At 55.2% G+C, this 25,811-nt stretch carries 25 protein-coding genes; 11 read left to right on the forward strand and 14 right to left on the reverse strand.

Going from position 1 to position 25,811, the window contains the following annotated elements; all coding sequences use genetic code 11:
* The first annotated feature begins 36 nt into the window (after window positions 1–36).
* Window positions 37–1,407, forward strand: a complete 1,371-nt coding sequence (locus BHW66_RS07710) for an ankyrin repeat domain-containing protein (protein ID WP_046436610.1) — start codon at window positions 37–39, stop codon at window positions 1,405–1,407.
* Window positions 1,408–1,479: 72 nt separating this feature from the next.
* Here BHW66_RS07710 and BHW66_RS07715 read toward each other — a convergent pair whose 3' ends face one another.
* A complete protein-coding gene (locus BHW66_RS07715) occupies window positions 1,480–1,731 on the reverse strand; it encodes a hypothetical protein (protein WP_046436683.1) in 252 nt (83 codons plus the stop codon).
* 406 nt (window positions 1,732–2,137) lie between these two features.
* Here BHW66_RS07715 and BHW66_RS07720 point away from each other — a divergent pair, with 406 nt between their 5' ends.
* Window positions 2,138–2,806 (forward strand): endonuclease/exonuclease/phosphatase family protein, encoded by a 669-nt coding sequence (locus BHW66_RS07720; protein ID WP_233465537.1) that lies wholly within the window; start codon window positions 2,138–2,140, stop codon window positions 2,804–2,806.
* 18 nt (window positions 2,807–2,824) lie between these two features.
* On the opposite strand, the gene rsmI is transcribed toward BHW66_RS07720, so the two are convergent.
* The 4 genes from rsmI to hisI form a co-directional block, all read right to left on the reverse strand.
* Window positions 2,825–3,526 (reverse strand): 16S rRNA (cytidine(1402)-2'-O)-methyltransferase, encoded by a 702-nt coding sequence (gene rsmI, locus BHW66_RS07725; RefSeq protein WP_022197616.1) that lies wholly within the window; start codon window positions 3,524–3,526, stop codon window positions 2,825–2,827.
* A gap of 29 nt (window positions 3,527–3,555) precedes the next feature.
* Entirely contained in the window at window positions 3,556–4,071 is a 516-nt protein-coding gene (gene lptE / locus BHW66_RS07730) for an LPS assembly lipoprotein LptE (RefSeq protein WP_012419661.1), read from the reverse strand.
* An 18-nt stretch (window positions 4,072–4,089) separates the two neighbouring features.
* Complete coding sequence (locus BHW66_RS07735) at window positions 4,090–5,034, reverse strand: tetratricopeptide repeat protein (protein ID WP_164907673.1); 945 nt, start codon at window positions 5,032–5,034, stop codon at window positions 4,090–4,092.
* A 69-nt stretch (window positions 5,035–5,103) separates the two neighbouring features.
* Window positions 5,104–5,595, reverse strand: coding sequence for a phosphoribosyl-AMP cyclohydrolase (hisI, locus tag BHW66_RS07740; RefSeq protein ID WP_046436606.1), 492 nt, complete (start codon window positions 5,593–5,595; stop codon window positions 5,104–5,106).
* Between the two features lie 86 nt (window positions 5,596–5,681).
* Here hisI and BHW66_RS07745 point away from each other — a divergent pair, with 86 nt between their 5' ends.
* Window positions 5,682–6,650 (forward strand): DNA polymerase III subunit delta', encoded by a 969-nt coding sequence (locus BHW66_RS07745; RefSeq protein ID WP_102733735.1) that lies wholly within the window; start codon window positions 5,682–5,684, stop codon window positions 6,648–6,650.
* Window positions 6,651–6,709: 59 nt separating this feature from the next.
* On the opposite strand, the gene BHW66_RS07750 is transcribed toward BHW66_RS07745, so the two are convergent.
* Window positions 6,710–7,228: a DNA-deoxyinosine glycosylase gene (locus BHW66_RS07750; protein WP_253822232.1), complete on the reverse strand. Its 519-nt coding sequence runs from the start codon at window positions 7,226–7,228 to the stop codon at window positions 6,710–6,712.
* A 12-nt stretch (window positions 7,229–7,240) separates the two neighbouring features.
* Complete coding sequence (locus tag BHW66_RS07755) at window positions 7,241–8,047, reverse strand: hypothetical protein (protein WP_182916477.1); 807 nt, start codon at window positions 8,045–8,047, stop codon at window positions 7,241–7,243.
* Window positions 8,048–8,301: 254 nt separating this feature from the next.
* On the opposite strand from BHW66_RS07755, the gene carB reads away from it, so the two are divergent.
* Window positions 8,302–11,496 (forward strand): carbamoyl-phosphate synthase large subunit, encoded by a 3,195-nt coding sequence (gene carB, locus BHW66_RS07760; RefSeq protein ID WP_182916478.1) that lies wholly within the window; start codon window positions 8,302–8,304, stop codon window positions 11,494–11,496.
* Window positions 11,497–11,637: 141 nt separating this feature from the next.
* Here the strand turns inward: carB and BHW66_RS07765 are convergent, their stop codons facing one another.
* Window positions 11,638–12,438 (reverse strand): protein phosphatase 2C domain-containing protein, encoded by an 801-nt coding sequence (locus tag BHW66_RS07765; protein WP_286688990.1) that lies wholly within the window; start codon window positions 12,436–12,438, stop codon window positions 11,638–11,640.
* A gap of 529 nt (window positions 12,439–12,967) precedes the next feature.
* Here BHW66_RS07765 and BHW66_RS07770 point away from each other — a divergent pair.
* Complete coding sequence (locus BHW66_RS07770; protein ID WP_146018529.1) at window positions 12,968–13,153, forward strand: hypothetical protein; 186 nt, start codon at window positions 12,968–12,970, stop codon at window positions 13,151–13,153.
* Window positions 13,154–13,203: 50 nt separating this feature from the next.
* Here BHW66_RS07770 and BHW66_RS07775 read toward each other — a convergent pair whose 3' ends face one another.
* Window positions 13,204–13,953: a class I SAM-dependent methyltransferase gene (locus tag BHW66_RS07775; RefSeq protein WP_215439520.1), complete on the reverse strand. Its 750-nt coding sequence runs from the start codon at window positions 13,951–13,953 to the stop codon at window positions 13,204–13,206.
* Between the two features lie 318 nt (window positions 13,954–14,271).
* On the opposite strand from BHW66_RS07775, the gene BHW66_RS07780 reads away from it, so the two are divergent.
* Window positions 14,272–16,206 (forward strand): NAD(+) synthase, encoded by a 1,935-nt coding sequence (locus BHW66_RS07780; protein WP_286688991.1) that lies wholly within the window; start codon window positions 14,272–14,274, stop codon window positions 16,204–16,206.
* A 67-nt stretch (window positions 16,207–16,273) separates the two neighbouring features.
* Here BHW66_RS07780 and BHW66_RS07785 read toward each other — a convergent pair whose 3' ends face one another.
* Window positions 16,274–16,609: a multidrug efflux SMR transporter gene (locus tag BHW66_RS07785; RefSeq protein ID WP_012419673.1), complete on the reverse strand. Its 336-nt coding sequence runs from the start codon at window positions 16,607–16,609 to the stop codon at window positions 16,274–16,276.
* Window positions 16,610–16,922: 313 nt separating this feature from the next.
* Here BHW66_RS07785 and BHW66_RS07790 point away from each other — a divergent pair, with 313 nt between their 5' ends.
* Both BHW66_RS07790 and BHW66_RS07795 read left to right on the forward strand, forming a co-directional pair.
* Window positions 16,923–17,636: a PEP-CTERM sorting domain-containing protein gene (locus tag BHW66_RS07790; protein WP_215833637.1), complete on the forward strand. Its 714-nt coding sequence runs from the start codon at window positions 16,923–16,925 to the stop codon at window positions 17,634–17,636.
* 18 nt (window positions 17,637–17,654) lie between these two features.
* Window positions 17,655–18,971: a sialidase family protein gene (locus BHW66_RS07795; RefSeq protein ID WP_046436590.1), complete on the forward strand. Its 1,317-nt coding sequence runs from the start codon at window positions 17,655–17,657 to the stop codon at window positions 18,969–18,971.
* Window positions 18,972–19,171: 200 nt separating this feature from the next.
* Here BHW66_RS07795 and BHW66_RS07800 read toward each other — a convergent pair whose 3' ends face one another.
* The gene (locus tag BHW66_RS07800) at window positions 19,172–19,435 is read right to left on the reverse strand and encodes a hypothetical protein (RefSeq protein WP_237970154.1); all 264 of its coding nucleotides are present in this window, start codon (window positions 19,433–19,435) and stop codon (window positions 19,172–19,174) included.
* 14 nt (window positions 19,436–19,449) lie between these two features.
* On the opposite strand from BHW66_RS07800, the gene BHW66_RS07805 reads away from it, so the two are divergent.
* A complete protein-coding gene (locus BHW66_RS07805; RefSeq protein ID WP_046436586.1) occupies window positions 19,450–20,145 on the forward strand; it encodes a substrate-binding domain-containing protein in 696 nt (231 codons plus the stop codon).
* Window positions 20,146–20,264: 119 nt separating this feature from the next.
* On the opposite strand, the gene BHW66_RS07810 is transcribed toward BHW66_RS07805, so the two are convergent.
* On the reverse strand, window positions 20,265–21,476 hold the full coding sequence (locus BHW66_RS07810; RefSeq protein WP_046436584.1) for a sialidase family protein: 1,212 nt from the start codon (window positions 21,474–21,476) through the stop codon (window positions 20,265–20,267).
* 409 nt (window positions 21,477–21,885) lie between these two features.
* Between BHW66_RS07810 and BHW66_RS07815 the strand changes: the two genes are divergently transcribed.
* Window positions 21,886–23,406, forward strand: a complete 1,521-nt coding sequence (locus BHW66_RS07815) for a M60 family metallopeptidase (protein ID WP_253822230.1) — start codon at window positions 21,886–21,888, stop codon at window positions 23,404–23,406.
* A gap of 651 nt (window positions 23,407–24,057) precedes the next feature.
* Here the strand turns inward: BHW66_RS07815 and BHW66_RS07820 are convergent.
* Together BHW66_RS07820 and BHW66_RS07825 are read right to left on the reverse strand one after the other, a co-directional pair.
* Window positions 24,058–24,486: a hypothetical protein gene (locus tag BHW66_RS07820; protein ID WP_046436578.1), complete on the reverse strand. Its 429-nt coding sequence runs from the start codon at window positions 24,484–24,486 to the stop codon at window positions 24,058–24,060.
* Between the two features lie 72 nt (window positions 24,487–24,558).
* Complete coding sequence (locus BHW66_RS07825) at window positions 24,559–24,726, reverse strand: hypothetical protein (RefSeq protein ID WP_164917391.1); 168 nt, start codon at window positions 24,724–24,726, stop codon at window positions 24,559–24,561.
* A gap of 440 nt (window positions 24,727–25,166) precedes the next feature.
* Between BHW66_RS07825 and BHW66_RS07830 the strand changes: the two genes are divergently transcribed.
* Window positions 25,167–25,790: a hypothetical protein gene (locus BHW66_RS07830; protein ID WP_217730200.1), complete on the forward strand. Its 624-nt coding sequence runs from the start codon at window positions 25,167–25,169 to the stop codon at window positions 25,788–25,790.
* Window positions 25,791–25,811: the final 21 nt, after the last annotated feature.

A 25,811-nucleotide genomic window follows, 5' to 3' on the forward strand; every position in this document is an offset into this window, starting at 1 on the left:
GACAGGAAAAGCCCAGAGGATCCATTCGCATCCTTATTGAGCGATACTGTCAAAGATTATTTCCGCAATAAAGAAGCATCGCAACTATCAAACAAGGGCGGCAAGACATCTTCCCTTTCCGCCAGCAAGCAGAACCAGAACCAGAAAAAACTGGAAAGACTGCTCGAAAAATCGGCCCGGGAGGCGGAAAGGCTGATTAAAAAATACAAGATTGACGTCAATCAGGAAGTATCGTTCGTCCCTTTTGGCAGTTCTCAGGCCATATCAACTTTTCCCACCGTCATTGCAGCAGAAACCGGCAATGTCCCCATGATGGAAATACTCATCAGGAACGGGGCAGACCTTAACCAGCGAATCAATCATAAGAAGCAGGCGCTCTGGTTTGACAGAGGGGCGTTCAATGCTTCCCACCCAAACTGTCTGGTCACCATCGCAGCAAAAACCGGCAATGTCCCCATGATGGAATTGCTCATCAACAACGGGGCAAGTCTCGACGTCAAAATGGAGAAGTCCTATGTGATGCCCAAGCACTATTCCGCCGTATTGGTTGCGGCGGCGGAATCCGGAAGCATTCCGATGGTCAAGCTGCTCCTGAAACATATACCGGATACCGACTACCAAAGATTAGGGGCTACATATATTGCCGCCCGGAATGGGGATCTGCCCATGCTCCGTTTCCTGAAAGAACAGGGCATCCCTTTTTATTCCGGCTGTTTGGAAGGAGTCAGCCATGAATGCAATGTTTCACAAGGCTGTCGCTCAAAACAGAAAAACGGCTGCATCCATTTGACTGTCATGAAGTATTTGCTGGAAAACGGCTGTGATATTAAAAAGGACAGAGCGGGATCTTTGGCCTGGGCCTGTTCGAAAGGCAATGAAGCCATGGTCCGCCTTCTGCTGGAACATGGCGCGGAATGCGACATCCACACAGCGGGCATTTGCCCCGCATCCGGCTCAGCCATTGTCAAAGCGGGAGCAGGAGGAACCGTCAATATCATTAAAATGCTCCTGGCCAAGGGCGCCAATATCCATGACACCAGAAAAGATGACGGCAAACACAATGCCCTTCATAACGCTTCTCTATATGGCAATGACTCCGTCATCCCATTCCTGATCCGGGCCGGCCTTGATGTCAATTCCCCCGATTCCGCAGGACGCACGCCATTAATGCTGGCCGCCCAAAGAGGAGAACTGAATGCTGTCAAAACATTGCTTGCGGAGGGGGCTGACGCCGCCATCACGGACCATAAAGGGAAAACAGCGGCAGACCATGCCCGGGAATCGTCAAACTATGCCGGAAGTACACAGAAGGGAAAGAACGGCAAGGAGTACTTTCTCCTGGACGGAAGCTACATCAATAAGACAGGCGCCGAAGAAATCTATCGGCTTTTGAGCAAAACCCGCTGATTTCCCTGATGGGTCTTGAATTGGCAGACCGTGTTTATAACAAGATCCCGGAGACCAAAGCCTCGCCCTGAATCAGGCTCCTTCCCCGCCCGCCGATGATTTCAAGGCCATCAGCTTGGGGAGGGCCGTGTATTCACGGCCTTTTTTCATCAGGCCGCCGGCGCTCACCAGATTCTGGAGTTTCTCGTAAATCCTCAGCCTCAGGATTTCCTCTCCGCCCAGGGACATGTGCTTTGCCTTCATCACGACAACGGTACGCTGAAAAATGTCATTGAATTCCAGCATGCCCGCTTCATGAAGAATGAGAATAAGCTCATCAGTCACCAAATCCGGTGTCTTGCGCGAGGAACGTGATCTCCTATCCTCCAGCATGATGATAGGATATTATCATGACACACTTCCAGCCGTCAAGTTGATAAAATTTGCGTCATTTTCTGCCGGCATACGACTCAAAAAGCTTCAAAGGTGAAGGAGCCGACAGCGAATGAGGCCTGCTCCGGAAACCGGAAATGAGTTGCCGCCCTTTCTCTCCGGAGGACTTACTTCTCCGGAAGAAGAAAAGATTCTCTGCAAGAAAAGGGAACAGGGAACACGTATTACCTGCAGCCCGGACAGCAATACGAAGCTTTTTACAGAGATGAAAGGAAATAAACGGTTCATTTTCAGGTTATGTGCAGCCGCAGCGCTTTTTCTGAACCTTTTTCCCCTGCAGGCCGGAGAATGCACGCTGATGAGCTATAACGTAAAGAACGGCACCGGCATGGACGGCAGGAGGGATTATGACCGCACGGCTCGGGTAATCGCGGAGGAAAAACCGGATGTCGTGGCCCTTCAGGAGCTGGACCAGGGGACAATCAGGAGCGGCGGCAGGGATACCCTGCAGGAATTGGCCGCAAGGACAACGTTGACGGGTACCTATGCCAAGGCCATTGATTATTCAGGCGGTTCCTATGGAGTAGGCATTTTATCCAGGGAAAAGCCTTTGAGCGTCAGACGGATTCCTTTGCCCGGCAGGGAGGAGGCCCGTGTGCTGTTGATGGCCGAGTTCAGGGATTACTGGTTTTGCGTCACGCATTTGTCCCTGACCAGGGAAGACAGCAGCGCTTCCATTGATATGATTGCCGCCCTGGCCGCAAAATGCAGCAAGCCTTTTTTTATTGCAGGGGATTTCAATTTAACGCCGGATTCGGAGCCGATAACCCGGATGAAGAAATATTTCATCCTGCTGAGCGATCCGGCCCAAAAAACGTTTCCCGCCGGGCATCCGAAGGAATGCATTGATTACATCTGGATGTACAGGGGAAAAAAGACGGAGGCGTTCCATGTGAAGGAACGCAGGGTAATTGAAGCTCCCGCCGCCTCCGACCACCGCCCGGTTAAAGTGACGGTCAGCTATTGACATGATGTTTCCGGCCCGTCAACGGGTAGCCCGCGGGGCATTGACGCCGCCCACCAGCAGCACGATTTCCCCCTTGGGAGGGCGTTCCGCAAATTCCGCCGCCAGCCGGGAGGCCGGACCGCGATGGTAAGTTTCAAAGGTTTTTGTCAGTTCCCTGGCTACGCAGACGGGAATATCCGGATCCAGCGCCGCCAGAGCCTGCACGGTTTTGACGATGCGATGGGGGGATTCATAAAAAATACTGGTATGGGAAGCTTCCACTGCCGTTTGGAGCACAGCGTTTTTTTTCCCGGATTTGACGGGCAGAAAACCGCCGAAGAAGAATGCGTCCGTAGGCAGCCCGGACCCCACCAATGCCGTCACCACGGCAGATGGCCCGGGAAGGACGGTGAAGCTTACTCCCTTTTCCTTGAGGGTCTGGATGAGACGATAGCCCGGATCGCTCACGCCAGGCATGCCCGCATCACTGATCACGGCAAAGCTTTCTCCGCCCGCCGCGCGCGCCGCAATTTCCCCGGCGCGCGGCTGTTCATTATGGTCATGCATGCTTATCAGCGGTTTGCGGATTTCATAATGGGAAAGCAGAAGACCGGAATGGCGGGTGTCCTCACACGCAATGACATCCACCTTGCGCAGCACGTCCAGCGCCCGCAGGGTGATGTCCGCCCGGTTGCCGATAGGCACCGGAACAAAATAAACGCTGTATTCCACTTTCTCCATAAGCACAAATTTTCCTGAACCGGGCGGGATTAGCCATTGGTAAGGGTTTCCGCAATGGAAGTAGCCACCAGACGGGCCGCATAGGAAAGGGCATTCGTGCGGGCCGACTGTATGTTGCCCTGGTCAAAGAATTGACCTACTTCCTCCGCAGAGCCGGCATACAGGATTTCCTGCGTCCTGGCGTCCACCACACGGTATTTGACAGACAGGCGCAATCCAAGTTCCGTACTTTTGTAGGTGTCTTCCCGGCTGGAACGCAACTGGTCGAAGGTGATGGAGTACACTTCCCCCTCCACCCGGATATCCGCATCCGCGCCGGAGCTTAACCGGTAGGTGCCGTCCCGCTGCAGCTCATCCGCCAAGGCGCCGGTCACCAGCGTGGCGGCGCGGGGCTCCAAAGAGTTGTTGGCAAAGAGGCATACCTTGACGGTCTGGGCCAGTTCCAGCTTGGGCGGCTTGGTGCCGCCAAGCTGGTAGCCGCAAGAACCGGCCAGGAGGCAAAAAACGGGCAGGAAGAGTTTGAAAACGTTCCGGATACGATTCATGAGGACGGAGAGTTCCTGTTATCTGCTGGTCACGCGCAGTTCTTTCAGGCGGGCCTTCGCCCTGGCGGCGGCGGCGGGATTGATGCTGCCTTTGGAGGCTACTTCCTGGTAGCAGAAGACGGCGGCATCCGCATCTTTCATCTTGGTCAGGTAGTATTCCGCCACTTCCAGCTGCTGGGCCACCAGCTCACGCTTCATGGCCGCCAGATCGGCACGGGCGGCTCCCGCACGGGCGCTGTTGGGATAACGCTGAAGGTAGTCTTCATACGCTTCCTGAGCGCGGGCCACATTGACGTGGTTGCGGTCTCCGTCCGCAGCAGCCTGGCGATACAGGGTGGCTATCTGGAGCTGGGCCGTGGGGGCCAACGGAGAATTGGGGTAATTGTCCACCAGGTTCTGGTATGCCTCTATGGCCTCCTTCATCCGGCCGCGCGCGGCCAGGTAATTGCCCAGCACGTTCATGGCCTGCGGGGCGGTAGGGGCATACGGGGCGTTGTCGCGCACATGCTTCAGCCATTCCGTGACGTTCGTGGGATCCATCCTGACGTCAAACATCCACAGCACGCGGTTGGTCAACGCGCCGCTCGCAGCGCCGAAGGCCATTTCCTTCTGCCGGGCCATGGCCTGCCTGTACAGGGGGCTGTCCGGGTGGCGGTCAATGAGTTTCTGGTACTGGTCAAACGCATCCGCAGGTTCCTTGCGGGCCTCATAGAGTTCTGCCATTCTGAACCGGGCCTGGGGAGCTTCCCTGGAAAGGGGGTGCTTTTCCACCACGCGCCTGTATTTTTTAATGGCCCCGGAGAGATCATTCTTCGCTTCCTTTGCCCTGGCTTCCTGCATCAGGGCAATCGCCTGCTGATCCACCATACGGACGGTTCCGGGGGGAGGAGGCGCCTCCGAAGAGCATTGGCACAGGGCCAGCGCCCCGGAAACGGCAGCCATCATGAGAAACAGTTTTTTCACATTCATGATTTTACAGCAGAAAAAGAAGGCGCGTCAATCCGGCGAACGCAGATTGACGCGCAAAAGGAGTTAATGGCCCTTGCCGTACACGGCTTCGGCATCAAAAACGACGCCTCCGTCCGCTTCACGCAGCGTGACGGGTGCCCCCTGGGGCTGGGCTTTCAGTTCATCTCCGAACGGAACGGAACGGTAAAAGCAGGAGTGGTGCCCGGTGTGGCAGGCGCCGGCGCCGCACTGGTCCACCAGCACAATCAGGGCATCCTGGTCACAGTCAACCAGGATTTGCTTCACTTTTTGCACGTGGCCGCTGGTTGCGCCCTTATGCCAGATTTCCTGGCGGCTGCGGGAGTAGTAAACGGCTTCCCCCAGTTCCATGGTCATGCGCAGGGATTCCGCATTCATATAGGCCAGCATCAGCGGTTCATGGGTAATATGATCCATGGCGAGGGCCGGGATCAGGCCATTCTGGTCAAATTTGGGGGCGAATTCCACGCCTTTTTCCACATTCACCTTGCCGCGGTCGGCAAAGACAATCCGGGATGAGATGTCATTTTGTTCCATAACCGGCCCCCTTAGTACATGAAATATCCGACATATACCAATCTTTTCTGTTGCCCTGACGCAACGAAATGCTTTCATAGGAGCATATGGCATTTACGGCATCCCAAGCGTTCGACCTGCTGCGCACCGCCTTCTCCCGCAACCGGCTTCCTCATGCCCTGCTCATCGTGGGAGACGAGCACCAGGGAGCCTCCCGCCTGATCCTGCAATTGCTGGAGCTAATGAACGGCATCCGGGCAGACCACCTGGACAGTGTGAGGGACGAGTATTGCCGGCTGGTGCGCCCCAAGTCCAAGTCGCGCCGCATCCTGCGGGATGATATCCGCGCCGTGGAACCCTTTTTGCAACAGCGCGCGGCAGAGGGGAAATGGAAGATAGCCGTGTTCATGGATGCGGAGCGGATGAATGACGAGGCCGCCAACGCTTTCCTGAAAACCCTGGAGGAACCGCCCGGACAGTGCCTGCTCATTTTGTCCACCTCCCAGCCGGACCAGCTCCTTCAGACGATTATTTCCCGCTGCGTGCGCGTCAATCTGCTGCAATCCGGGGAATTCAGGCTCACCCCCATTCAGGAGGCCCTGCTCCCGCACTGGCTGGAGACCTGCCGCAATCTGAATAATGACCTGGCCGCTCTGGCCTTCCGCAGCAGGTTCATGGAAGTCATGGCGGAAGCCAAGGCCGCCATCACCAAAAACCTGAACCAGGCTCTGAAAGATGAAGCCAGGGAAGCGGCCCAGGGTACGGACGCCTCCGACTGGGAGGCCCGCAATAAGGACGCGAACGCCGCCCAGATAGAGACGGAATACCTGGAACAGCGCAATCAGGCCCTGGAATTGCTCATCAGCTGGTTCGGCCAGGCAGCCCTGATTGCCTCAGGAGCCCCGGAAGTCACTCCGATTCATCCGGAGGTGCGCACGCTGGCCGCCCAGATGCCCGTGAACGAATTGCTGAAGCGCATGGAGGCCCTCAACAGGCTCCGTGATGATTTGAATTTCAATATTCACGAAGCCCTGGCCCTGGATGTCCACCTGCTGGCGGCCGTCGGGTCCTGCTGACCGAACACCCCCGCCTGTTACCGTCGGGCCGCGCACGGCATTGGAAAAGGCGCAGAAGGTCAGTATTCTTCCCTTTCCTTCCGGAGCAGGGGCGCCATGATTTCCTCATAGGCGCGGAATTTCTGCTCATACGTCAGCCGCGCCGCCGCCGGACTGGTGGAAGGCATTTGAATGACGGAAAGCGTTTCCCGAAGGAACAGTTCGGGAAAATACCGTTTAAGGTATTTATGGGAAGCGGTGCCGTTGCAGCAGACCACGCCGATGCCCGGGAAGCTATCCAGCAGGGCCGCAATGTCATTGGGCTGTTCCTGGGAGATGTGCTGGTCCAGGCTGCCGGGCCTGACGCCGGAGGCCACCACATCCCACAGCCCCACCCCGCCCCGGTTGAGCAGAGACAGGCGTTCCCCATATGGCAGGGAGGGATCGAACCCCAGAAGGGACCCCATGATTTTCCAGAACGCGTTGCGGGGATGGGCGTAATACTGGGCCTGACGCAGGGATTCGTCTCCCGGCAGGGAACCGAGCACCAGCACGGAACAGTCCGGGGTGACGGAAGGAGGGAAGGAGCATTTTTTCACTACGGGAAACGGTCAGGGGTTCTGCATGCCGGAATGCCTGCGCACTTCCTTCATGCCCACTTCCTGCCGGAGCAGGGAGGACAGCCACGGGTGACTTCCCACGGAGGGGGCCAGGTTGAACCGTTCCGGCCTGGTGATGCGCGTGAAAATGACGCGCCTGATCCGGGATTTGGGCACCGTCCTGACTCCGTAACCGTCCGGAATGTTGGAAGACCAGAACGTTACCTGGTCCCCTCCATCCTTCACCAGGACGGTCAGATGGCCGGATTCCCGGCGCCCGATGCGGTCCGTCCAGAAAATTTTCATGAAGTCGCCGGGGCGGGCCTTCCTCCAGTCCTCAAAGTTGATGCCGGCTCCTAGCCTGTGCACCAGGACGGCCAGGCCGGGGCCATTGGCGTTCGCCCATCCCCACGGCCCTTCCCCGTCATGCTGGCCGAAGCGGGGGATGAGGGCCAGCCACGCGCGTTCGGAAATAACGGGCCGCGGCTGTGCAGAGTCCCATATCTGCAGGGATTTCAAAAGGAGCAGGTAGCAGGCGGAGGAACAGAAGGAGGGCGTGGCGTTACGGAGAAGAAAAACGGGACGGCGCGTGCGGGGGTCCCAGCGGCAGGCTTTCTCCGCAAGGGCCTGCATGGCTTCCCTGCTGGTTTCGTAGCCGCCGCCGTTCCGGAATTGGGAAAGTCCGGTCCGCAGGGCCTGGTACCAGGAAGCCTCCCCCGAAGGCACGGCGCTCCCCCGCCCCGTGGAAGAAAGGTCCGCAGCCGATGCTGCGGAGCACAGCAATCCAAGACAGCAAATCAATGTCAGGGCGTTCCTCATCCTTGCTCCGCAGGGTATACGGACGGTGGAAAATATCAAGGGCGGATTGCGTGCGGCACTGTACGAAAAGGAAAGAAGGCCATAGCCTTTTCCCCGGAATTCCTGTTGTTTTGTCTGGACTTATCGCCCGGCGTCCCGTACTGTGCGTCAGGTCACGCGCCGGGTATGCGGAGCGGAGAGGCAACGCACCTTGGGCGGACCTTGTTTCCGGCATTTATTTTTAACCACCACGGACCACATAGAGGCATCATACCATGGCAAAACGCGAAGATATCCGCAAAATCCTCATTATCGGCTCAGGCCCCATCATCATCGGCCAGGCCTGCGAGTTCGACTACTCCGGCACCCAGGCCTGCAAGGCCCTCCGCGCCGAAGGTTACGACGTCGTTCTGGTGAATTCCAACCCCGCCACTATCATGACGGACCCCGGCATGGCGGACCACACCTACATTGAGCCTCTGACCGTGGACCGCATCACGGCCGTGATTGAGAAGGAACGCCCGGATGCCCTGCTGCCCAACCTGGGCGGCCAGACGGCCCTGAACCTGGCTTCCAAGCTGCATGAGGAAGGCATCCTGAAACAGTACGGAGTGGAAGTCATCGGCGTGGATCTGGAAGCCATCGCCCGCGGCGAAGACCGCATCATTTTCAAGGAAACCATGGACAGGATCGGCGTGCCGGTCGCCAAGTCCGAACCCGTCTATTCCGTGGAGGAAGCTGAAAAGGTGGCCGCTGAACTGGGCTACCCCGTCGTGCTGCGCCCCGCCTACACCATGGGCGGCACGGGCGGCGGCATCGTTTACAACGTGGAGGAACTGCGCCAGGTAGTCCCCCGCGGCCTGGCCGCCTCCCTTATCAACCAGGTGCTGGTGGAAGAATGCGTGCTGGGATGGGAGGAACTGGAACTGGAAGTCGTCCGTGACGCCAAGGGACAGAAGATTACCGTCTGCTTTATTGAGAACGTGGATCCCATGGGCGTGCACACCGGGGACAGCTTCTGCGTGGCTCCCATGCTGACCGTTCCGCAGAAAGTGCAGGATAAGCTTCAGGATTATTCCTACCGCATTCTGGACGCCATCGGCGTCACGGGAGGCACAAACGTGCAGTTCGCCCACAACCGGGAGGACAACCGCATCATCGTTATTGAAATCAACCCCCGTACATCCCGTTCCTCCGCCCTGGCTTCCAAGGCCACCGGCTTCCCTATCGCCTCCGTCTCCACCAAGCTGGCTTCCGGCGTCACGATGGACGAACTTCCCTACTGGCGCAAAGGCTCCCTGGAAAAATACGAACCTTACGGAGACTATGTAGTCGTGAAGTTCGCACGCTGGGCCTTTGAAAAATTCCCCAAGGCGGCCGACAAACTGGGCACCCAGATGAAAGCCGTGGGCGAAGTAATGAGCATCGGGCAGAACTTCAAAGAAGCTTTTCAGAAAGCCGTGCGCTCTCTGGAAATCGGACGCGCCGGCCTGGGCCGCGTGAAAAAACTGGAAGCCCTCTCCACCCCGGAATTGCGTGAAAAAATCACGTACGGCAACAGCGAACGCTTCTTCCAGATTTATGAACTCCTGCGCCGCGGCGCAGCCGTGGAGGAAATCGTGAAGCTGACCCGCATCACTCCGTATTTCATTGAACAGATGAAGGAACTGGCGGACTTTGACTTTTCCCTGGATGGGCAGGACTGGGATTCCCTTTCCGCGGAAACCCTGCGCCAGGCCAAGGAAATGGGCTTTTCCGACAAATACCTGGCCCAGATTTTCGGGGTGCCGGAAAAGGCCGTCCGCGCCCGCCGGCAGAAAGACGGCATCACGGCCACCTTCCGCATCGTGCCCGTCAGCGGCGTGGAACACGCGGAATACTACTACTCCACTTACAGCGGCGCGGCGGACGAAGTTCCCGTGAACGACAAGAAGAAAATCATGATTTTGGGTGGCGGTCCCAACCGCATCGGCCAGGGCATCGAATTCGACTATACCTGCGTGCATGCCGCCTTCACCCTGCGCGACCACGGGTATGAATCCATCATGGTGAACTGCAACCCGGAAACGGTTTCTACGGACTTTGACACGGCCAACAAGCTGTACTTTGAACCCGTGACCGTGGAAGACGTGCTGGCTATTTACGAAAAGGAAAAGCCGGAAGGCGTCATCGTCCAGTTCGGAGGCCAGACCCCGCTTAACATCGCCCAGGCCCTCAAAGACGCCGGCGTGAAAATCATGGGAACCCAGCCGGAAGGCATCCGTCTGGCGGAAGACCGCGAATATTTCCGTGAACGTATGATCGCCCTGAATATCCGCCAGCCGGAAAGCGGCACGGCCCGTTCCCTGGAGGAAGCTGTGGAACTGGGGCGCCGCATTGGCTACCCGGTCATGGTGCGCCCCTCCTTCGTGCTGGGCGGCCGCGGCATGGAAGTCATTTACGATGAAGAAAACCTGAAGCGCTACGGCGTGGAGGCCATCCAGGTCAGCCCGGAATATCCCATGCTGATCGATCGTTTTCTGGACAACGCCATTGAGGCGGAAGTGGACGCTCTGGCCGACGGCACGGATACTTTTGTAGCCACGGTCATGGAACACATTGAGCTGGCCGGCATCCATTCCGGCGACTCCGCCTGCGCCATCCCCCCCGTGACAATCGCTCCCAAGCACATCCGCACCATTGAGGAACATGCCGCCAAAATTGCCCAGGACTTCCAGGTAAAGGGCATTCTGAACGTGCAGTTCGCCATTTGCAATGATGAGGTTTACATCATTGAGGCCAATCCCCGCGCCTCCCGCACGGTGCCTATCGTCTCCAAGGTAACGGGAATCTCCCTGGCGCGCTACGCCACGGAAATCATGCTGGGCAAGAAACTCAAGGAGCTGGGCCTGAAGTCGCGCGCCTGCCGTTTCATCGGCGTGAAGGAAGCCGTCTTCCCCTTCAACATGTTCCCGGAAGTGGACCCCGTACTGGGGCCAGAAATGCGCGCCACGGGTGAAGTCATGGGCATTGCGGACAACTTCGGCATGGCCTATTACAAGGCCCAGGAAGCTGCGGGCTGCATTCTGCCTACCGCCGGCAAGGTGCTCGTCACGGTTTCCGACCGGGATAAGAAGTTCATCGAACCCATCGCCCGAGACCTGATTTCCCTGGGCTTTACCATTGTCTCCACCGGCGGCACCGCAGAATACCTGCGCGGCCAGGGCGTGGAAACGGAAGTAGTCAACAAGCTGCATGAAGGCCGTCCGAATCTGGGCGACATGATCACCAACAAGCAAATCGACCTGATTATCAACACTCCAGTGGACCGCACCAGTATGATTGACGACTCCTTCATCCGCATGCAGTCCATTCAGAAGAAAATTCCGTACATGACTACCATCGCAGCCGCCAGAGCCACGGTGGAGGGCATCCGCTCCGCCCAGCACGTGAAGGTATCACCCCGTTCCCTCCAGGAATACCATTCCTGAACGGGAAATACCCCGGCTATTTTAATAAAACCCCGCATGCGTTTCAGGCATGCGGGGTTTTATTCATCGTCCGGCAGACGGAGGATGTGAATTTCAAAAATCGCCCGTCCACAGACTACCTCTTTGCCGCACTAATGCAGATCAAGCCCTTGCTATCTCCGCGCAAATCAATGTGGCATTATCCTGGTTGGGCGCACCGTCGCGGTTAATGCCGTTCAGCACGGAACGCACCAGTTCTTCCGCGGAAAGCATGGACAAATACCGCATCCCTGCCGGCCCCAGGGAATCCAGATAAGGCCCCACTCCGTCACTGGCGACCAAAACACGGTCCCCCGGAAATAAGGGAAAGCATTCCTCCCGCAAATCCACCAAAGGAACTTCCTTCCCCATCAGGGCAGAAGTCAGGGAATGGCGGGCAGGATGGCTCAAAGCCTCCTCCCGGCTGATGATCCCTTCATCCGCCATGCGCTCCAATTCCGCGGAATACTGGTGCAGCTCATTAAGCAGAAACATTTTCTCTTCCCGGATAAGCAGCAGAAGGGAGTCCCCCACGCTGACCCACCTCAGCCCATCCGCCCCTATCCAGGCTGCTACCAGCGTCGTCCCCATCTCGTCATCCTCCCCTCTTTTCTTCCGGGCGGACCATACCTGTTCATTTGCGGCAGTCACTGCAGCTTTCATTCTCTCTCCGGGCAAACCGGATTTCCGCTCAAAAGCCCGCGAACAGCCTTCCACCGCCGCGCGGCTGGCCAACTCTCCGCCGGTATACCCACCCATGCCGTCCGCCAGCACCAGTACCAATGCGTCCTCTCCAGCCAGAATGGAGAAAGAATCCTGTTGGTTACTGCGGGCGCCCAGAATCTGGTCCCCATGCAATCCGGAAACCAGAAAAGGCTCTTGGGAAAAAGTCTGATGCATCATGGCAGTAAATAATCGTAACATGGATGGCCTGCCTTAATAAAGCAAGAATAGCGAGAGAAAATAGCCATGCCTGAAGCCGTGGAATGATTATTCCAGGGGAACGAAAACGTCAGCCTGCATGGCCGGGAAAATGCGAAGGGAACACCCCGACGGAAGGACCCCATGCAAAACCGGAATGATAAGCGGAAAAACAGCCATTGAATGCCCCAACCCGCAAGCGCTCCCAGTATTCTCCGGAGTATTGAGCCAGGAAACACCTTCCGCCCAGGAAGAAGAAAGGATAGTTTTTACTGGCGGCAGGAAAAATAATTCTCTGCCATATTTTCCGACTTTTTTATTCCATGAGCCTTCATTCCGCCCCTCCATCGTTTGGGAACTTTCCGGAGAGCCCTGTGAAACGCGGGATCAAGCCCTGTCCGGCATTAAAAATAACACGGAAGCTTTCATTATCTGCAGCCGTGGTGACGAATTCCTCCAGGCCATCTGCAATAGTCCGGATAATTACCATTGCGAAATTTCGTTTGCCGGCGGAAAGGACAGGGAGCTTTACATGACGCCCAAAGACCTGGGCTACTCCCGGCTCCATGACCTTTTTTCACGCTATGCGGCAGGGGAGGATCTTTCCCATCTCAAAAAGGAGTGGACTCTTGATGTCCACAAACCCGGCTATATTACCGCCATCGTTGTCGTTCTGGCAATCATTGCCGTCCTTGCCGTCATCATCTTCAGTTCCTGAACCGAAAGAGGCTTTTCCTTTTCCGGAGTCCATGCATGAACGCCGCATCCTCAGCACTTCCCCAGATACACCACAGTTTCATTCGGAACCGTAACGCGCCCCTCCGTTTCAAACCGGTCAAACAGCTTTTCCAGGGCGCCCAGCCAGGAGGACCGCTCTTCCCCGCCCTCCGTCAAGGCATAGGAGGTGGACATCATGCGGCGGAGATACTGCTCCCGCGTGTAGGACAAATCATTTGGAAAGCGGAATACCTGGAAACGGTGGTTGAAAAACGCTCCAATGCTGTCCGTCAACTTCTCCAGCCCTCCGCTGAATCCATAAAAACACGGACAGTAAAGACGGTGGATATTTCCTTCCTCCCGGACAACGGGGCTGTCTTCCACCCTGGAGTTCCAAATCAGGGCTACCTTGCCTCCTCCGAACAGAATACGGCGGCACTCCCTCTTGAACGCGGCGGTGTCAAACCAGTGGAATGACTGCGCCGCCGTCACCAGATCCACCGAAGCTCCGGGAAGCCCGGTCCGCTCCGCCGTTCCCGCCACGGAATGAAAACGGGGAAAAGCGGACAGCCTCTTCTCCGCTTCCTTCCGCATGTCATCATTGGGCTCCACGCCATACACGGTCCAGCCGCGCTCCAGCATGGCGCGGGAAAGAATGCCCGTTCCGGAACCTATATCCGCCAGACGGGGATTCTCCCGGCGGCTCTCCCGCGTCAGAAGCCCAACAACGGAGGCGGGATAATCGGGCCTGCCCTGGGCATAAGCCCGGGCTTTTCCAGTAAATCGGTCAGTATTATTCATTAGTTTTCAGGGTATGGTTTACTCCTTTTCTCCCGCTGTTCCAGCCTCAATGCCGTACCCGGCTCAAGAAAAGCCGCCATGCTGCGGGATCCCGGGAAAAAACTGATTTGCCCGGTGACCGTCATGCAGAAAGGCATGCGGGAAAAATTGCGTTCCTTGCCCCTTCCCCGGCAACATGGGCGGAGCAGTCCCTACAGATGGCTTTACAAGTCTTTCATGAACTTTTAGTATCCGGCTCAGGCCCGCCTTTCCCGGATTGCGTCCTGACTACCGGAAAAAGGAACATCTGCGGGTTCCATTTTTCAGACTGCTCCGCCCATGTTCGGATATTACAGACTTGCCTCCTCCGTCCCCCAGCTTCGCGTGGCTGAAGTGGACTACAATGTCGACCAACTTACGGAGGAATTCCGGAAAGCCGCAGAACAGCAGGCGGCATCCGTCGTTTTCCCGGAACTGTGCATTACGGGCTATTCCTGCGGAGATCTTTTCTTCCAGCCGAACCTGAGGAAAGCAGCCCTGAACGGCCTGCTCCGCTTTACGGAAGCCACGGAAGGCTCCGGCACGATTGCCGTGGTGGGCCTGCCCTTCCTTCATGAAGACGCTCTGTATAATACGGCGGCGGTAGTGCAGTCCGGCCGCATTCTGGCTCTGGTGCCCAAAACCGTGCTCCCCAACTACCGGGAATTCTATGAAAAACGTCAATTCACCTCCGGCAGGGAATTGGGTACAGGGGTGAAGGAAGTCACAGTCAATGGGATGCATATCCCGTTCGGGACGGAAATCGTTTTTCATGAAGAATCTTCCCCCTTCAGTTTTGGCGTGGAAATATGCGAAGACCTGTGGAGCGTCATTCCTCCCAGTTCCAAACTGGCTCTTCTGGGAGCCAGAGCCATTCTCAACCCTTCCGCAGGAACGGAACTCACCGGTAAGGCCGCATACAGGAGGGAACTGGTCAGACAGCAGAGCGGCAGATGCCTCTGTGCCTATGTCCTTTCCTCCGCAGGTGTGCATGAATCCACCACGGACACCGTATTCGGCGGCCATTCCCTCATTGCGGACAACGGCAGGCCAGCAGCGGAGGGGGAACGGTTCTGCAGGGAAAGCACCCTCATCTTTGCGGACGTGGATTTTGAACGGCTGGAGGCGGCGCGCCTCTCTGAAAGCTCCTTCAATGACAGCAAATCCCTTTTCCCTGCCGGGAATGCCCTGCATCTGGCCCTGCCGGAACAGGTTCCCGGAGCGCCCGGCCTGGAATACGCTTTCAACCCGGCACGGCCCTTTCTGCCTTCTCCGTCCCGCCGCCGGGAACGGTGTGAGGAAATCATCTCCATCCAAACGGCAGGTCTGGCCAAAAGAATGGAACATACCCGCGCGCAACGGCTCGTCATCGGCATCTCCGGCGGGCTGGACTCCACGCTGGCTCTGCTCATCTGCTCCCGCGCCTGCCGTGCGCTGAAGCGCCCGGCCTCGGACATTCTGGCCGTGACAATGCCCGGTTTCGGCACCACGGACAGAACCCATGACAATGCCGTAACCATGTGCCGCCTTCTGGGCGTGGAACTTCGGGAAATCCCCATCTCGGAATGCTGCCTCCGGCACTTCGCCGACATCGGGCACGACCCTGCCGAACGAACCACCACTTATGAAAACGTCCAGGCCCGCGAACGCACGCAAATTCTGATGGATTTGGCCAATAAAACCGGGGGGCTGGTCGTGGGAACAGGGGACTTGTCGGAAATTGCCCTGGGATGGAGCACCTACAATGGGGACCACATGTCCATGTACGCGGTCAACTGCTCCATTCCGAAGACGCTGATACGCTGCCTCATTGAACACATCGCGGAAGAATCATCCCCGGAACTGGCAGCTACCCTCACGGACATCAACAACACTCCCGTCAGCCCGGAACTCCTGCCGCCGTCGGACGACGGCACCATTGAGCAGAAAACGGAAGATGTGCTTGGGCCTTACGACCTGCACGACTTTTTCCTCTTCCACTTCATTAAATACGGTGCGGAACCGGATAAAATCCTGCACCTGGCGGAACATGCCTTTCGCGGCGAATTTCAGCCGGACTTCATCTGCCGCTGCCTCGGCATCTTCATCCGCCGTTTCTTCCGTCAGCAATTCAAGCGCAGCTGCATGCCGGACGGCCCCAAGGTGGGCACCATTTCCCTTTCCCCGCGCGGGGACTGGCGCATGCCTTCCGACGCCTGCGGGACCGTGTGGGAAAAAGCCATCTCCCACTACTGAGACCTCCTATCCGGAAAGCTGCGGAGACGGCTTTTCCCGGAACCCGGCAAGGATTCCAAAGACCACATCAATGCCCGGGGGCTAACTTCAGCCCGATAATGCCTATCAGCAGGAAGGATGCCGCCAGCATGCGCCAGATATTGGAAGAATCCCCGAACCACAGAATACCAACCAGGAACGTGCCCAACGCGCCAATGCCGGTCCACACCGCATAAGCGGTGCCGATGGGAATGTTCCGCTGGGCAAGCCACAAAAGAAAACCGCTCAGAACCATGCTGAAAACGGAGCAGGCGATGCAGGCGGCGAATTTGCCGGGCCCTGTGCCGGGCGTTTGAGAAAGTTTGAAACCCAGAGGCCATCCGATCTCGCAGAGACCGGCCAACACCAGATAAATCCAGGACATATATTGAAACGGGGAATCACCTTCCGCTCACCGGCCTTCCCAAATGGGAAAAGCTCCAAGGGCAACGGATGCTTCGCAGAATATCTGTCCGGCGTTTCCGATCAAGGCAATAATTTTTTATGAACCCGTATGAAATGGGATACACCCTGTTTCACCGGCTTTGGGAAAATGGTTCTTTCAAACATGGAGTCTATACAAAACATATTTACCATAAACCATATACCTGTTCTTTTTAATTAAAAAACGGTCTTATTTCAAGCCTTCTTGAATATCCTTGAGCCGGGAGCCTCCGCCCTGTGATATTGGTTCCGTTATGGCTATTCATTATTCACTTGCCGCCATCATTCTGACCGGAAGCATGGCTTCCACGGGAATCGCGGCTACTACATGGACAAGCGCCACCCCCGATCTCTCCCCCACATCCCAGTACCTGTGCACCGGATGGTCTTTCTGCCTGGGAGAAGCAGGGTCAAGGCTTATCACGACCAGCACGCCGCATTCCCAGCCAATGGATGCAGAAGTTCGTCTAACATCCATTGATTTCAATTTGAGAGAGGCCAGAAAAAACGGAATAGGCCTGCTCATCGTGCAACATTCAGGCGATATCCAAACCATTATCGGCAAATCGGACAATACCATTTCTACTGGAAACTATGCTTCCGGAACATGGACTTTTAGCAACGGGCCAATTTTAAATACAGGCACTACTTATTACGCCATGTTTACTGAAACGGATCTGTCCACCATCAGCATAGGAGACTGCTGGGACAACGATTTCTTCTCCATCAACGGTTCCCGGCGCATCGACAATTCCATGGATAACGCAGCCGGAACGGGGCCGTCTGTCAACCAGCTCGCTTTAGTCGGCTCCAATTGGCAAAAGGACTTTATTGCCCGTAACGATAACATGGTTCCCACAGGTCTTCAAATTCATACATCGTCCGTACCGGAACCGGCAAGCGCATTGCTGCTTGCATTTGGCATGGCGCTTCTGCCCTTCAGACGCCGCAAATCTCCCACCCTTTAATCACAACATCCATTTCCCATGAATCTGCACCTATCATCCCTGGCAGCGTTGCTCCTGGCGTCATACCTTCCGGCGCAGGCCACCGTACCGGACCATTCCCCTTCCACAGCGTTCATCCGGAGCGGCCTCCCGATCGTTGATCTGGATCAATGGACAGAAGCCCAGGTAGTCATTGACAAGGAAAAAGGAAAATACCTGGGACATCCAACGACGCTATTGCTGAAAGACGGAAAAACCATTCTGTGCGTTTATCCTAAAGGGCACGGCTCCGGGGAAATCATCCTGAAAAAATCCACGGACGGAGGCAAAACATGGAGCGAAAGGCTGCCGGTTCCAGAATCATGGAAAACCAGCAGGGAAGTACCCACACTATATGAAACGGAAGATTCCCGGGGAAAGCGCCGCATTCTGCTTTTCAGCGGCATTCAGGGAGGAAACAGAAACACAGCCCCCAGAAACCGGATGGCGGTCAGTGAAGACAACGGGACAACATGGTCCGAACTGACCCCCATTCCCAACCAGGCCGGAGGCATTGTTGTCATGAGCGACCTGATTCCTCTAAAAACGGGAAAAGGGCATTATATGGCCTCCTACCATGCCAATGCCCGGGGCAAAGACGAACATGGAGAGTTTCACACCATTGAACAATATGTCACCTTTACGGAAGACGGAGGACTGACCTGGACCTCCCCCCGAGTCATTTTCCCGGGGACAAGGGACATGCACCTGTGTGAGGGAGGTTTTGTCCGCAGCCCGGACGGAAAAACAATCGCGCTGCTGTTACGGGAAAACAGCAGGCACCATAACTCCCAGATCATGTTTTCCGGAGATGAAGGCAAAACATGGACTCCCCCCAAAGAACTGCCGGCAGCCCTGTGCGGAGACCGCCACCAGATTCTTCCCCTGCCTGACGGAAGACTGCTGGTTCAATTCAGGGATGCTCCCCCGACCAGGAAGAAAGGGCAGGCCGCCAGCCCGACGGAAGGGGACTGGGTGGGATGGATAGGCCGGTGGGAAGACCTGAAAAATGGCACGGAAGGCTCATATAAAATCCGTTTTAAGGACAACCGCAACGGATGGGACTGCGCCTACCCGGCTGCCGAACTATTGCCGGACCATACCCTGGTATGCACTACCTACGGACACTTTGACAAAGGGGAATTGCCATACATCCTCTCCGTCAGATTCAAAATCAGCGACACGGACAGCATGGTCAGGCAATACGCGGGGAACAAGTACCCCAAAATCAAAAATGACACAGGAGCGGGAGAAACCGTTTTTGACCCCAATGATCCGGACTCCGTTAATCGCCTTCTGAAACGTTCCCGGAAATAATTACCTCCCCGCCCCGGAAAATACGGAACGGGAAAAACACAACCGGCAGAACCGCTTGCCACCAAACACGAGCAGAAAGTATGATTCCCCCCATGAATAATACATGCCCCGGGGAAACGGCCCAGTCAAGAACCGTTGCCAAATTAAAGCACCGCCTCCGGTCCGGGCAATTTACAAACGTCATGCCCGGGGAACGGGAACTAAGCAAAGCGCTCGCCGCCGGCAGGGGAACCATCCGGAAAGCCCTCGCGCAGCTGCAGGAAGAAGGCTTCCTGGCGGCTCCGGATAAAAACAGGGCCAGAAAAATCATCAGGACTTCTACAAGCCCTGTGCAGTCTCTGCCCCTGCTGGAAAAACGCGTTTGCTTCCTCTCCTCCGTTCCTATCCGGGACATCCCCCAAAGCATTTGGGTGGAACTCTATCAACTGGAAAAGGCGCTGAGAGAAGAAGGTATTGCTCTTCAACTGGTTGAAGCTGCGTGGGAAGAAAAAAAAATCCTGGCACGCGGCTGGAAAAACTGGAAACAGAATATCCAGGCTGCTGCTGGATACTCTACCGCGCCACGGAAGAAATACAGCTGTGGTTTAAGCGGAAAGGCCTCCCCTGCCTGGTCCGGGGAGTTTCCTACCCTTCCTCCAATCTGCCGTATCTGGATACGCATTGGGAAGTGCTGGCCAGCCACGCGGCAGGCTACCTGTACCAGAAAGGGCACCGTCGGATCGCGCTCTGCATCCCGGATTCCAAGCTGAGAGGCAATAAACTCATGGAACAGGGGTTCCTCTCCTTCCAGGGGGAACATTGGACCCCCTGTGTCATCCGCATGCCGTCGGATGCCATCAGGGCAACCCAAGAACTCAACCGGATTTATCTGGAGAATACGGGTATCACCGCCTTAATTTCCACCCGAAGCAGAATGCTGATATCCATCATCTCCTGGGCGGCCGCCATGGCTAAAAACATCCCGGGGGAAATAAGTCTGCTCAGCCTGGTTCACGAACCTTACCTGAACCATGTCACTCCCCCCATTACTTCCTACCGCGCCCCTGCAGAAAAAACAACGCGCAGGCTTATCCGGATGATTGAAGCCTTACTGGCACATCGCCGTATTTCCAACAGACTCATCCTCCCGGAGTTATACCCCGGTCACTCCATCAGTACGCCCTCCTGCCCTTGAGTCCATCAAGCAACAAGACCTGACCTTCCTTCTTCCATAACGCTCCGCTACAGAAGAAAGCATTCAATCCCCCCCCGGAAACACCTCCGGGAGGGGAAAACGTATTGGCCGGCTTTCCTCTATTTGAGAACAGGAGCTTTTTTACCGGGAGCAAGCCCCGCATCCTTCCCGTCCGTCAGCCATTCAATGGTAATAGGAACAAACTTCAGCTTTTTAATATGCTCCTGGTTCTCCTCATAAAGCACCCCGACGACGCCGGGTTCCACCATGGCGAGGCTGGAATAGGCAAAACCTCCCTCGCCCAGCAGTTTCTTCACCGGCCAGGTTTTGCCGTTGTCATAGCTCATAGCCACCTGTCCCTTAATGCGCCGTCCCGCGCTGGGCCCGGAAAACAGAATGCGGCTTTTGCCGCCGTAGGCGGGCTGGTCGCTCAGGGAATACGTCATCAGGGAATTCTGGGTACTGTCGCAAAACAGCTCAGGAGCGTCCTCCACCTGTCCCCAGGTCTCCCCGCCATCCCGGGACCACGCGATGCGGCGGCATTTGCCAGCGCCCCAATGGCGCGCAACCATCACCACGCCGCCGTTATCCGTTTCCGCAATGGACGTCTCATTCACCATGCCCTTCATATTGGCAGTCGGCTGACTCAGCTTCCAGCTCTTGCCGCCGTCATCGCTGTAAATGCAGGAAATCACCCACTTGCCGAACGGCCCTTCATTCATCGGAATCACCAGACGGCCCTTGTGGGCGCCGCTCTTCAGCTGAGTTCCCGCATTCGGGCCGGACGCCATAATATCCACTCCGGAAGGACGCTTGGTCGTCTTCGTAATCTCCTGCGGCTTCGTCCAGGAAGAACCTCCGTTCCTGCTCTGAATCATGAAATTGCGGATGCACTTTTCATCATCCCATCCGTCCGGGATATTGGGCTGCCGCTCCTTGACCCCGGCAGGGTAACGCTGGAACACGACAGTCACGGTCCTGGTTTTGGCGTCATAAACAGGGCACGGATTATTAAATGTGGCGCCATGGGCCTTGGCAATCGCCCGGGGACGGGACCAGGTCTTCCCGCCATTCTTGCTGACGCTCATGATAATATCGTTCTCCCCCTGGTCGGTATTTTTATACCGCCCTTCGGCGAATGCCAGGAGCTGGCCCTTGCCGATACTGAGCAGGGCGGGAATGCGGATGGACGCATAGGGATTACCCTCCCCGGCGCTGAATACGGTCACAGCCCTGTCCGTAGGGAAACCGGTTTTCTCTTCCTGCCCGAACGCCGGCAATGCCACGGCGCATACGGCACTCATCAAACACTTGAATACGGAATTCATCATCCTCTTCACCTTATTCCATTTTCCCCCTCCGTACAACAACCATGTCATGCATGTGCGCCAAGACCAGAGAAAAAGGGACATAAAGAGAAACACGCGGCAGAAACGCGATACCGCCGCCGGGAAACGCCGGAAGGCTTCGGCCCAAAGCTCAAGCACGGCAGCAGAGAACGTCCTCATCCGGATACGGCAATCCGGAAAAGCGCCCGCCGGAACCGGGAAATATCCGGAAACGTGAATCGGCTGAAAAAAATCCCTGCCTCAATGCCAAAGCCATTCCACACATCAACCGCCCGTCCTTTTTCCGGACAAACTGCCTGCCTATTATTCATCAAGAGAAAAATGGTGAAAGAAGAAGAAAACGGAACCTGTATCTTGTAACATCACGGAACCACCTGCTTCCCGTACTGTCATGAACCGAATCCTTCCATTACTATCCCTGCCCCTGCTGTCGCTCGCAGCGGCATTTGCCGCCAACACGCCGGAACACATCGGCAACGACCTCAAACTGTTCAAAGACTCCTCCTGCACCTCCCTGAAGCCGGATGTCAAAGACACTTCCGCCTTCCAGTCTGACGCGATGAAGGAACTCGCGGCCAAAATCCTGGCGGGCCATTACAAGCCGGACTACCTGTATGCCGAATACCGGGCCCTCCCCTCACCGCGCCAGACGGGGAAAAATCTCAGAATCGGCGACGGATTCAGCAAATACGACAATATGACGGGCGTCTATCTGGAAAAGGGGCGGCATGTTGTCCTGGTCGGCAAGACGGAGGGGCAGGAAATCAGCCTCCTGCTGCCAAACCTGATGCGCAAGCCGGCCGAAGGAGTGCAGCCCACAAAAGACCCCAACGGCTGGGGATTGCACAAAAAGCAGATTCCTCTCAAGGAAGGAATCAACATCATTGACGTGGAAACGCCCGCCAACGCCTATATAAGCTATTTCACCGAAGACGCCGGCAAGGCGCCGAAAATCCCCGTCCATTTCGTAACCGGCAAAGCCAACGGTTACTTTGACACAACCCGGGGCGACACCAACAAGGACTGGGTTCGCCTGCTTGACCAGGCCGTCTCTCCAATCATGGATGCCCGGGGAAAATCCATCCAGGTTGCCTACCCCGTAGAATTCCTGAAAAAATTCACCAAAGACCGCGGAACCGAACTCATCAACGCCTACGACAAGCTCATCGGCATCCAATACCAGCTGATGGGCCTGGATAAATACGGCAAAATCCCGGAAAACCGTGTCCTGGCCCGCGTGAACTTCAACTACTACATGTTCCGCGACGGAGACGGAGTCGCCTACCTCGGAAACGACGGGACAATGCGCATGGTAACCGACCCCGAAAACGTTCTCAAGGGCGATGCCTGCTGGGGATTCTCCCACGAAGTAGGACACGTCATGCAAATGCGCCCGATGACCTGGGGCGGCATGACGGAAGTCAGCAACAACATCTTTTCCCTGCAGGCCGCAGCCAAAACAGGCAATGAAAGCCGCCTGAAGCGCCAGGGCAGCTACGACAAAGCGCGCAAGGAAATCATCGGAGGGGAAATCGCCTACCTGCAATCCAAGGATGTTTTCAACAAGCTGGTTCCCCTGTGGCAGCTCCATCTTTACTTTACCAAAAACGGACACCCCGACTTCTATCCTGACGTCATGGAGTACCTGCGCAACAACGCGGGAAACTACGGAGGAAACGAGACCGTCAAATACCAGTTCGAATTCGTCAAGGCATGCTGTGACGTCACAAAAACCGACCTGACGGACTTCTTTGAGAAATGGGGATTCTTCAAGCCCGGAAAATTCCACATCGGCGACTATGCCCAGTACGACTTTAACGTCACCCCCGAAATGGCGGCGGAAACGAAAAAATGGATTGCCGACAAAGGCTACCCGAAACCTGAAACCGACATCACCGAATTAAGCGAGTAAAGAGATTCGGCAATCCCGACAATTCCCTTTAATCATCAAATATGCTGCAAACGGGTAAGAAAAACAGGAACCCAAGTTTAATTCTTTTGAAAGTATTTTTGATGATGGAAGATTATTAAGAGGTTAAACTCCCTCACCAAGGGAGGAATCATTGCTGATTCCTCCCTTTTTCATTTCTACATCCATCCCCCCTATTCCCAGCCATACAGGGTACGGCCAAAGGCATGGTGCCCCTAGATTAAATGTATTCCCCATTTGATAGCCTACCCAGGAATTGATATAATTGGTATAAGTCTCCTTTTGATCAAACATCCAAACAGGAAACAAAAGAGGATGCTTTTCGATGAACCGGCTTTGTCTGGCTCGTCATCCGTATAGCGATGGGTGGATAGCGTGCTTCCCTGATGGTCACAAATAAAGAGGGCGTTTCCCTTGAGAAAGGAAACGACTTCAGAAGAACATCTCAGCAGTTTTCCTTTTTGAGTGAAGAGAATTTGCCCTTCAGAGGATATTACCTAGACAAATATTCCTTGTTGGTATGCAGCTCCGATCATGAATCCACCATGTCGCGAAACATGGGCTTTATACACAACAAAGCTCCATGACAGTCAATTGTTTTCCCCACAATCTAATACCGCTTGATGAAAATATTCAAGACTGGAGAGGAAGAACGACTTTACGCGTTTTCGAGGAATGGGGGAACTCCGGTTGTTCGTTGATAAGAGAGGAAATGGACCGAGCCACCATGTCTCCCAAGGATATCCCCTGCTGGGACGCCTTGGCTTCAAGCTGCTTGTAAAGTTCAGGGGAAAGTTTAACCGACAGAGACAAGGAAACGTCTACCTGAATATCGGGAATGGAATTGGGAGATGATGTCGGTTGCGCGGCTGGCATCTGAACCATCACCCGTTCAATCAGCTGTTGCTTCAATGGGGGAATTATCTTCTGGGACATCCAATTGCGAACAGTAATTTCAGAAACTCCGCATTGGTCAGCCATCCATTTGTAATCAAGATTTTGCTCTTTGAGCCATCGTTTAACTCCCATCTTGAATATGGATTGATCCCCCTCTTGTTTCATGGAAGGGATTTTATCACAATTCCCGGAAAAGACAAGGCAACAAGCATCTCTGTTGGAGACATGAAGTATCTATTAGAGGATGGAATGGAGATGACGGGCAACGAGTTCCTCAAGGGAACAACCGGATTCCAGGGCTTTGCGGGACAATTTTGCATGATCCTCCAGAGATAGTTCGAACTTGAGACCGTCTTCCCTGTTTCCTTCAATGAAGGAAACTGTCTTTCTGGAGGACTCAACCATGCTCTTGAGGCAATGGGAAAATCTCTCGGGAATACCTTTTTGAGATATCCATTGACGTACCGTACGCTCCGAAACTCCACAGGCAAACGCAATGCTTGAATAACTCAATCCATTGTCCATCATCCATTTTTCAAACTCCTTCGCAGACCGAACGCCTGTTCCATGCGTCTTCATGAGAGGAGTATGCCACAAGAACAATCTCAAGTAAATTATCTTTTTACGATATTTAATGTTTACAAAAATCTCTTTGGGAGATATATTAACGCCAATAGCTGAGAAAGTCTCTCGTAGCCATTCTTCGTATAGAACCCGTGTAGAGATACTCCGACCAGCTGCGCCAACAACAATCTAATTAACAAATCATTATGAAACCATCTATTACTATATGTGCTTTAGTGATCTCTACGGTAGTCCCCTTGTTTTTGGGATCCTGTTCCAGCATGCCTGGGTTTGCCAAGTTGGCAGGAGTCAATGTGGATTCCCTACCCGGTGTTAATGACTTGACGGCGGCCCAAGACAAACTGACCGCCAAACATTCAAAGGCGACTATCATGTTGCTGGAGTCTCAGCAACAGGCTTTGAACGCCCTCGGAAACCGAGAAGATGCTGCTAAAATTGAAGCTCAAATCAATAATCTGAAATCCAATCCCAACGATGCTTCCGCTTTGACCTCCATCATGGAATCCATGGCGGGAAGGCAGAAAATGATCAACAAAAAAGCCGTCGAACTTCAAAGCAAGAATGAGCTGAAGCTCAACCTTTGGAGGCAAAGTCGCCAAACTTTAAATAAGGCGTTGATAGAAGAAGGCAAGCTGGCTGCCTCCAATACGGAGCTTGGTCTTAAGTTAAGCAAATTGATGAAGAGCGCGAGTTCCGCGCAGAAGGCGATCTTGGCCACCCAATTCCGTCCGATTGTCTACTTCGTAACCTCCCTACCTAAAGATTACAAGTTGATGAAAGACACGACTGCCTTACAGGATGAGGTAAACAAAAAGCTGGAAATCAAACTGCCGCCGATGAAGACCATCCCGGCCTCTCTGCCTTCCATGGACTTCTCTTTCTGAGTATAGCAAAAACAATACATA

The sequence above is a fragment of the Akkermansia sp. 54_46 genome, from assembly GCF_001917295.1.
Classification (GTDB): Bacteria; Verrucomicrobiota; Verrucomicrobiia; order Verrucomicrobiales; family Akkermansiaceae; genus Akkermansia; species Akkermansia muciniphila.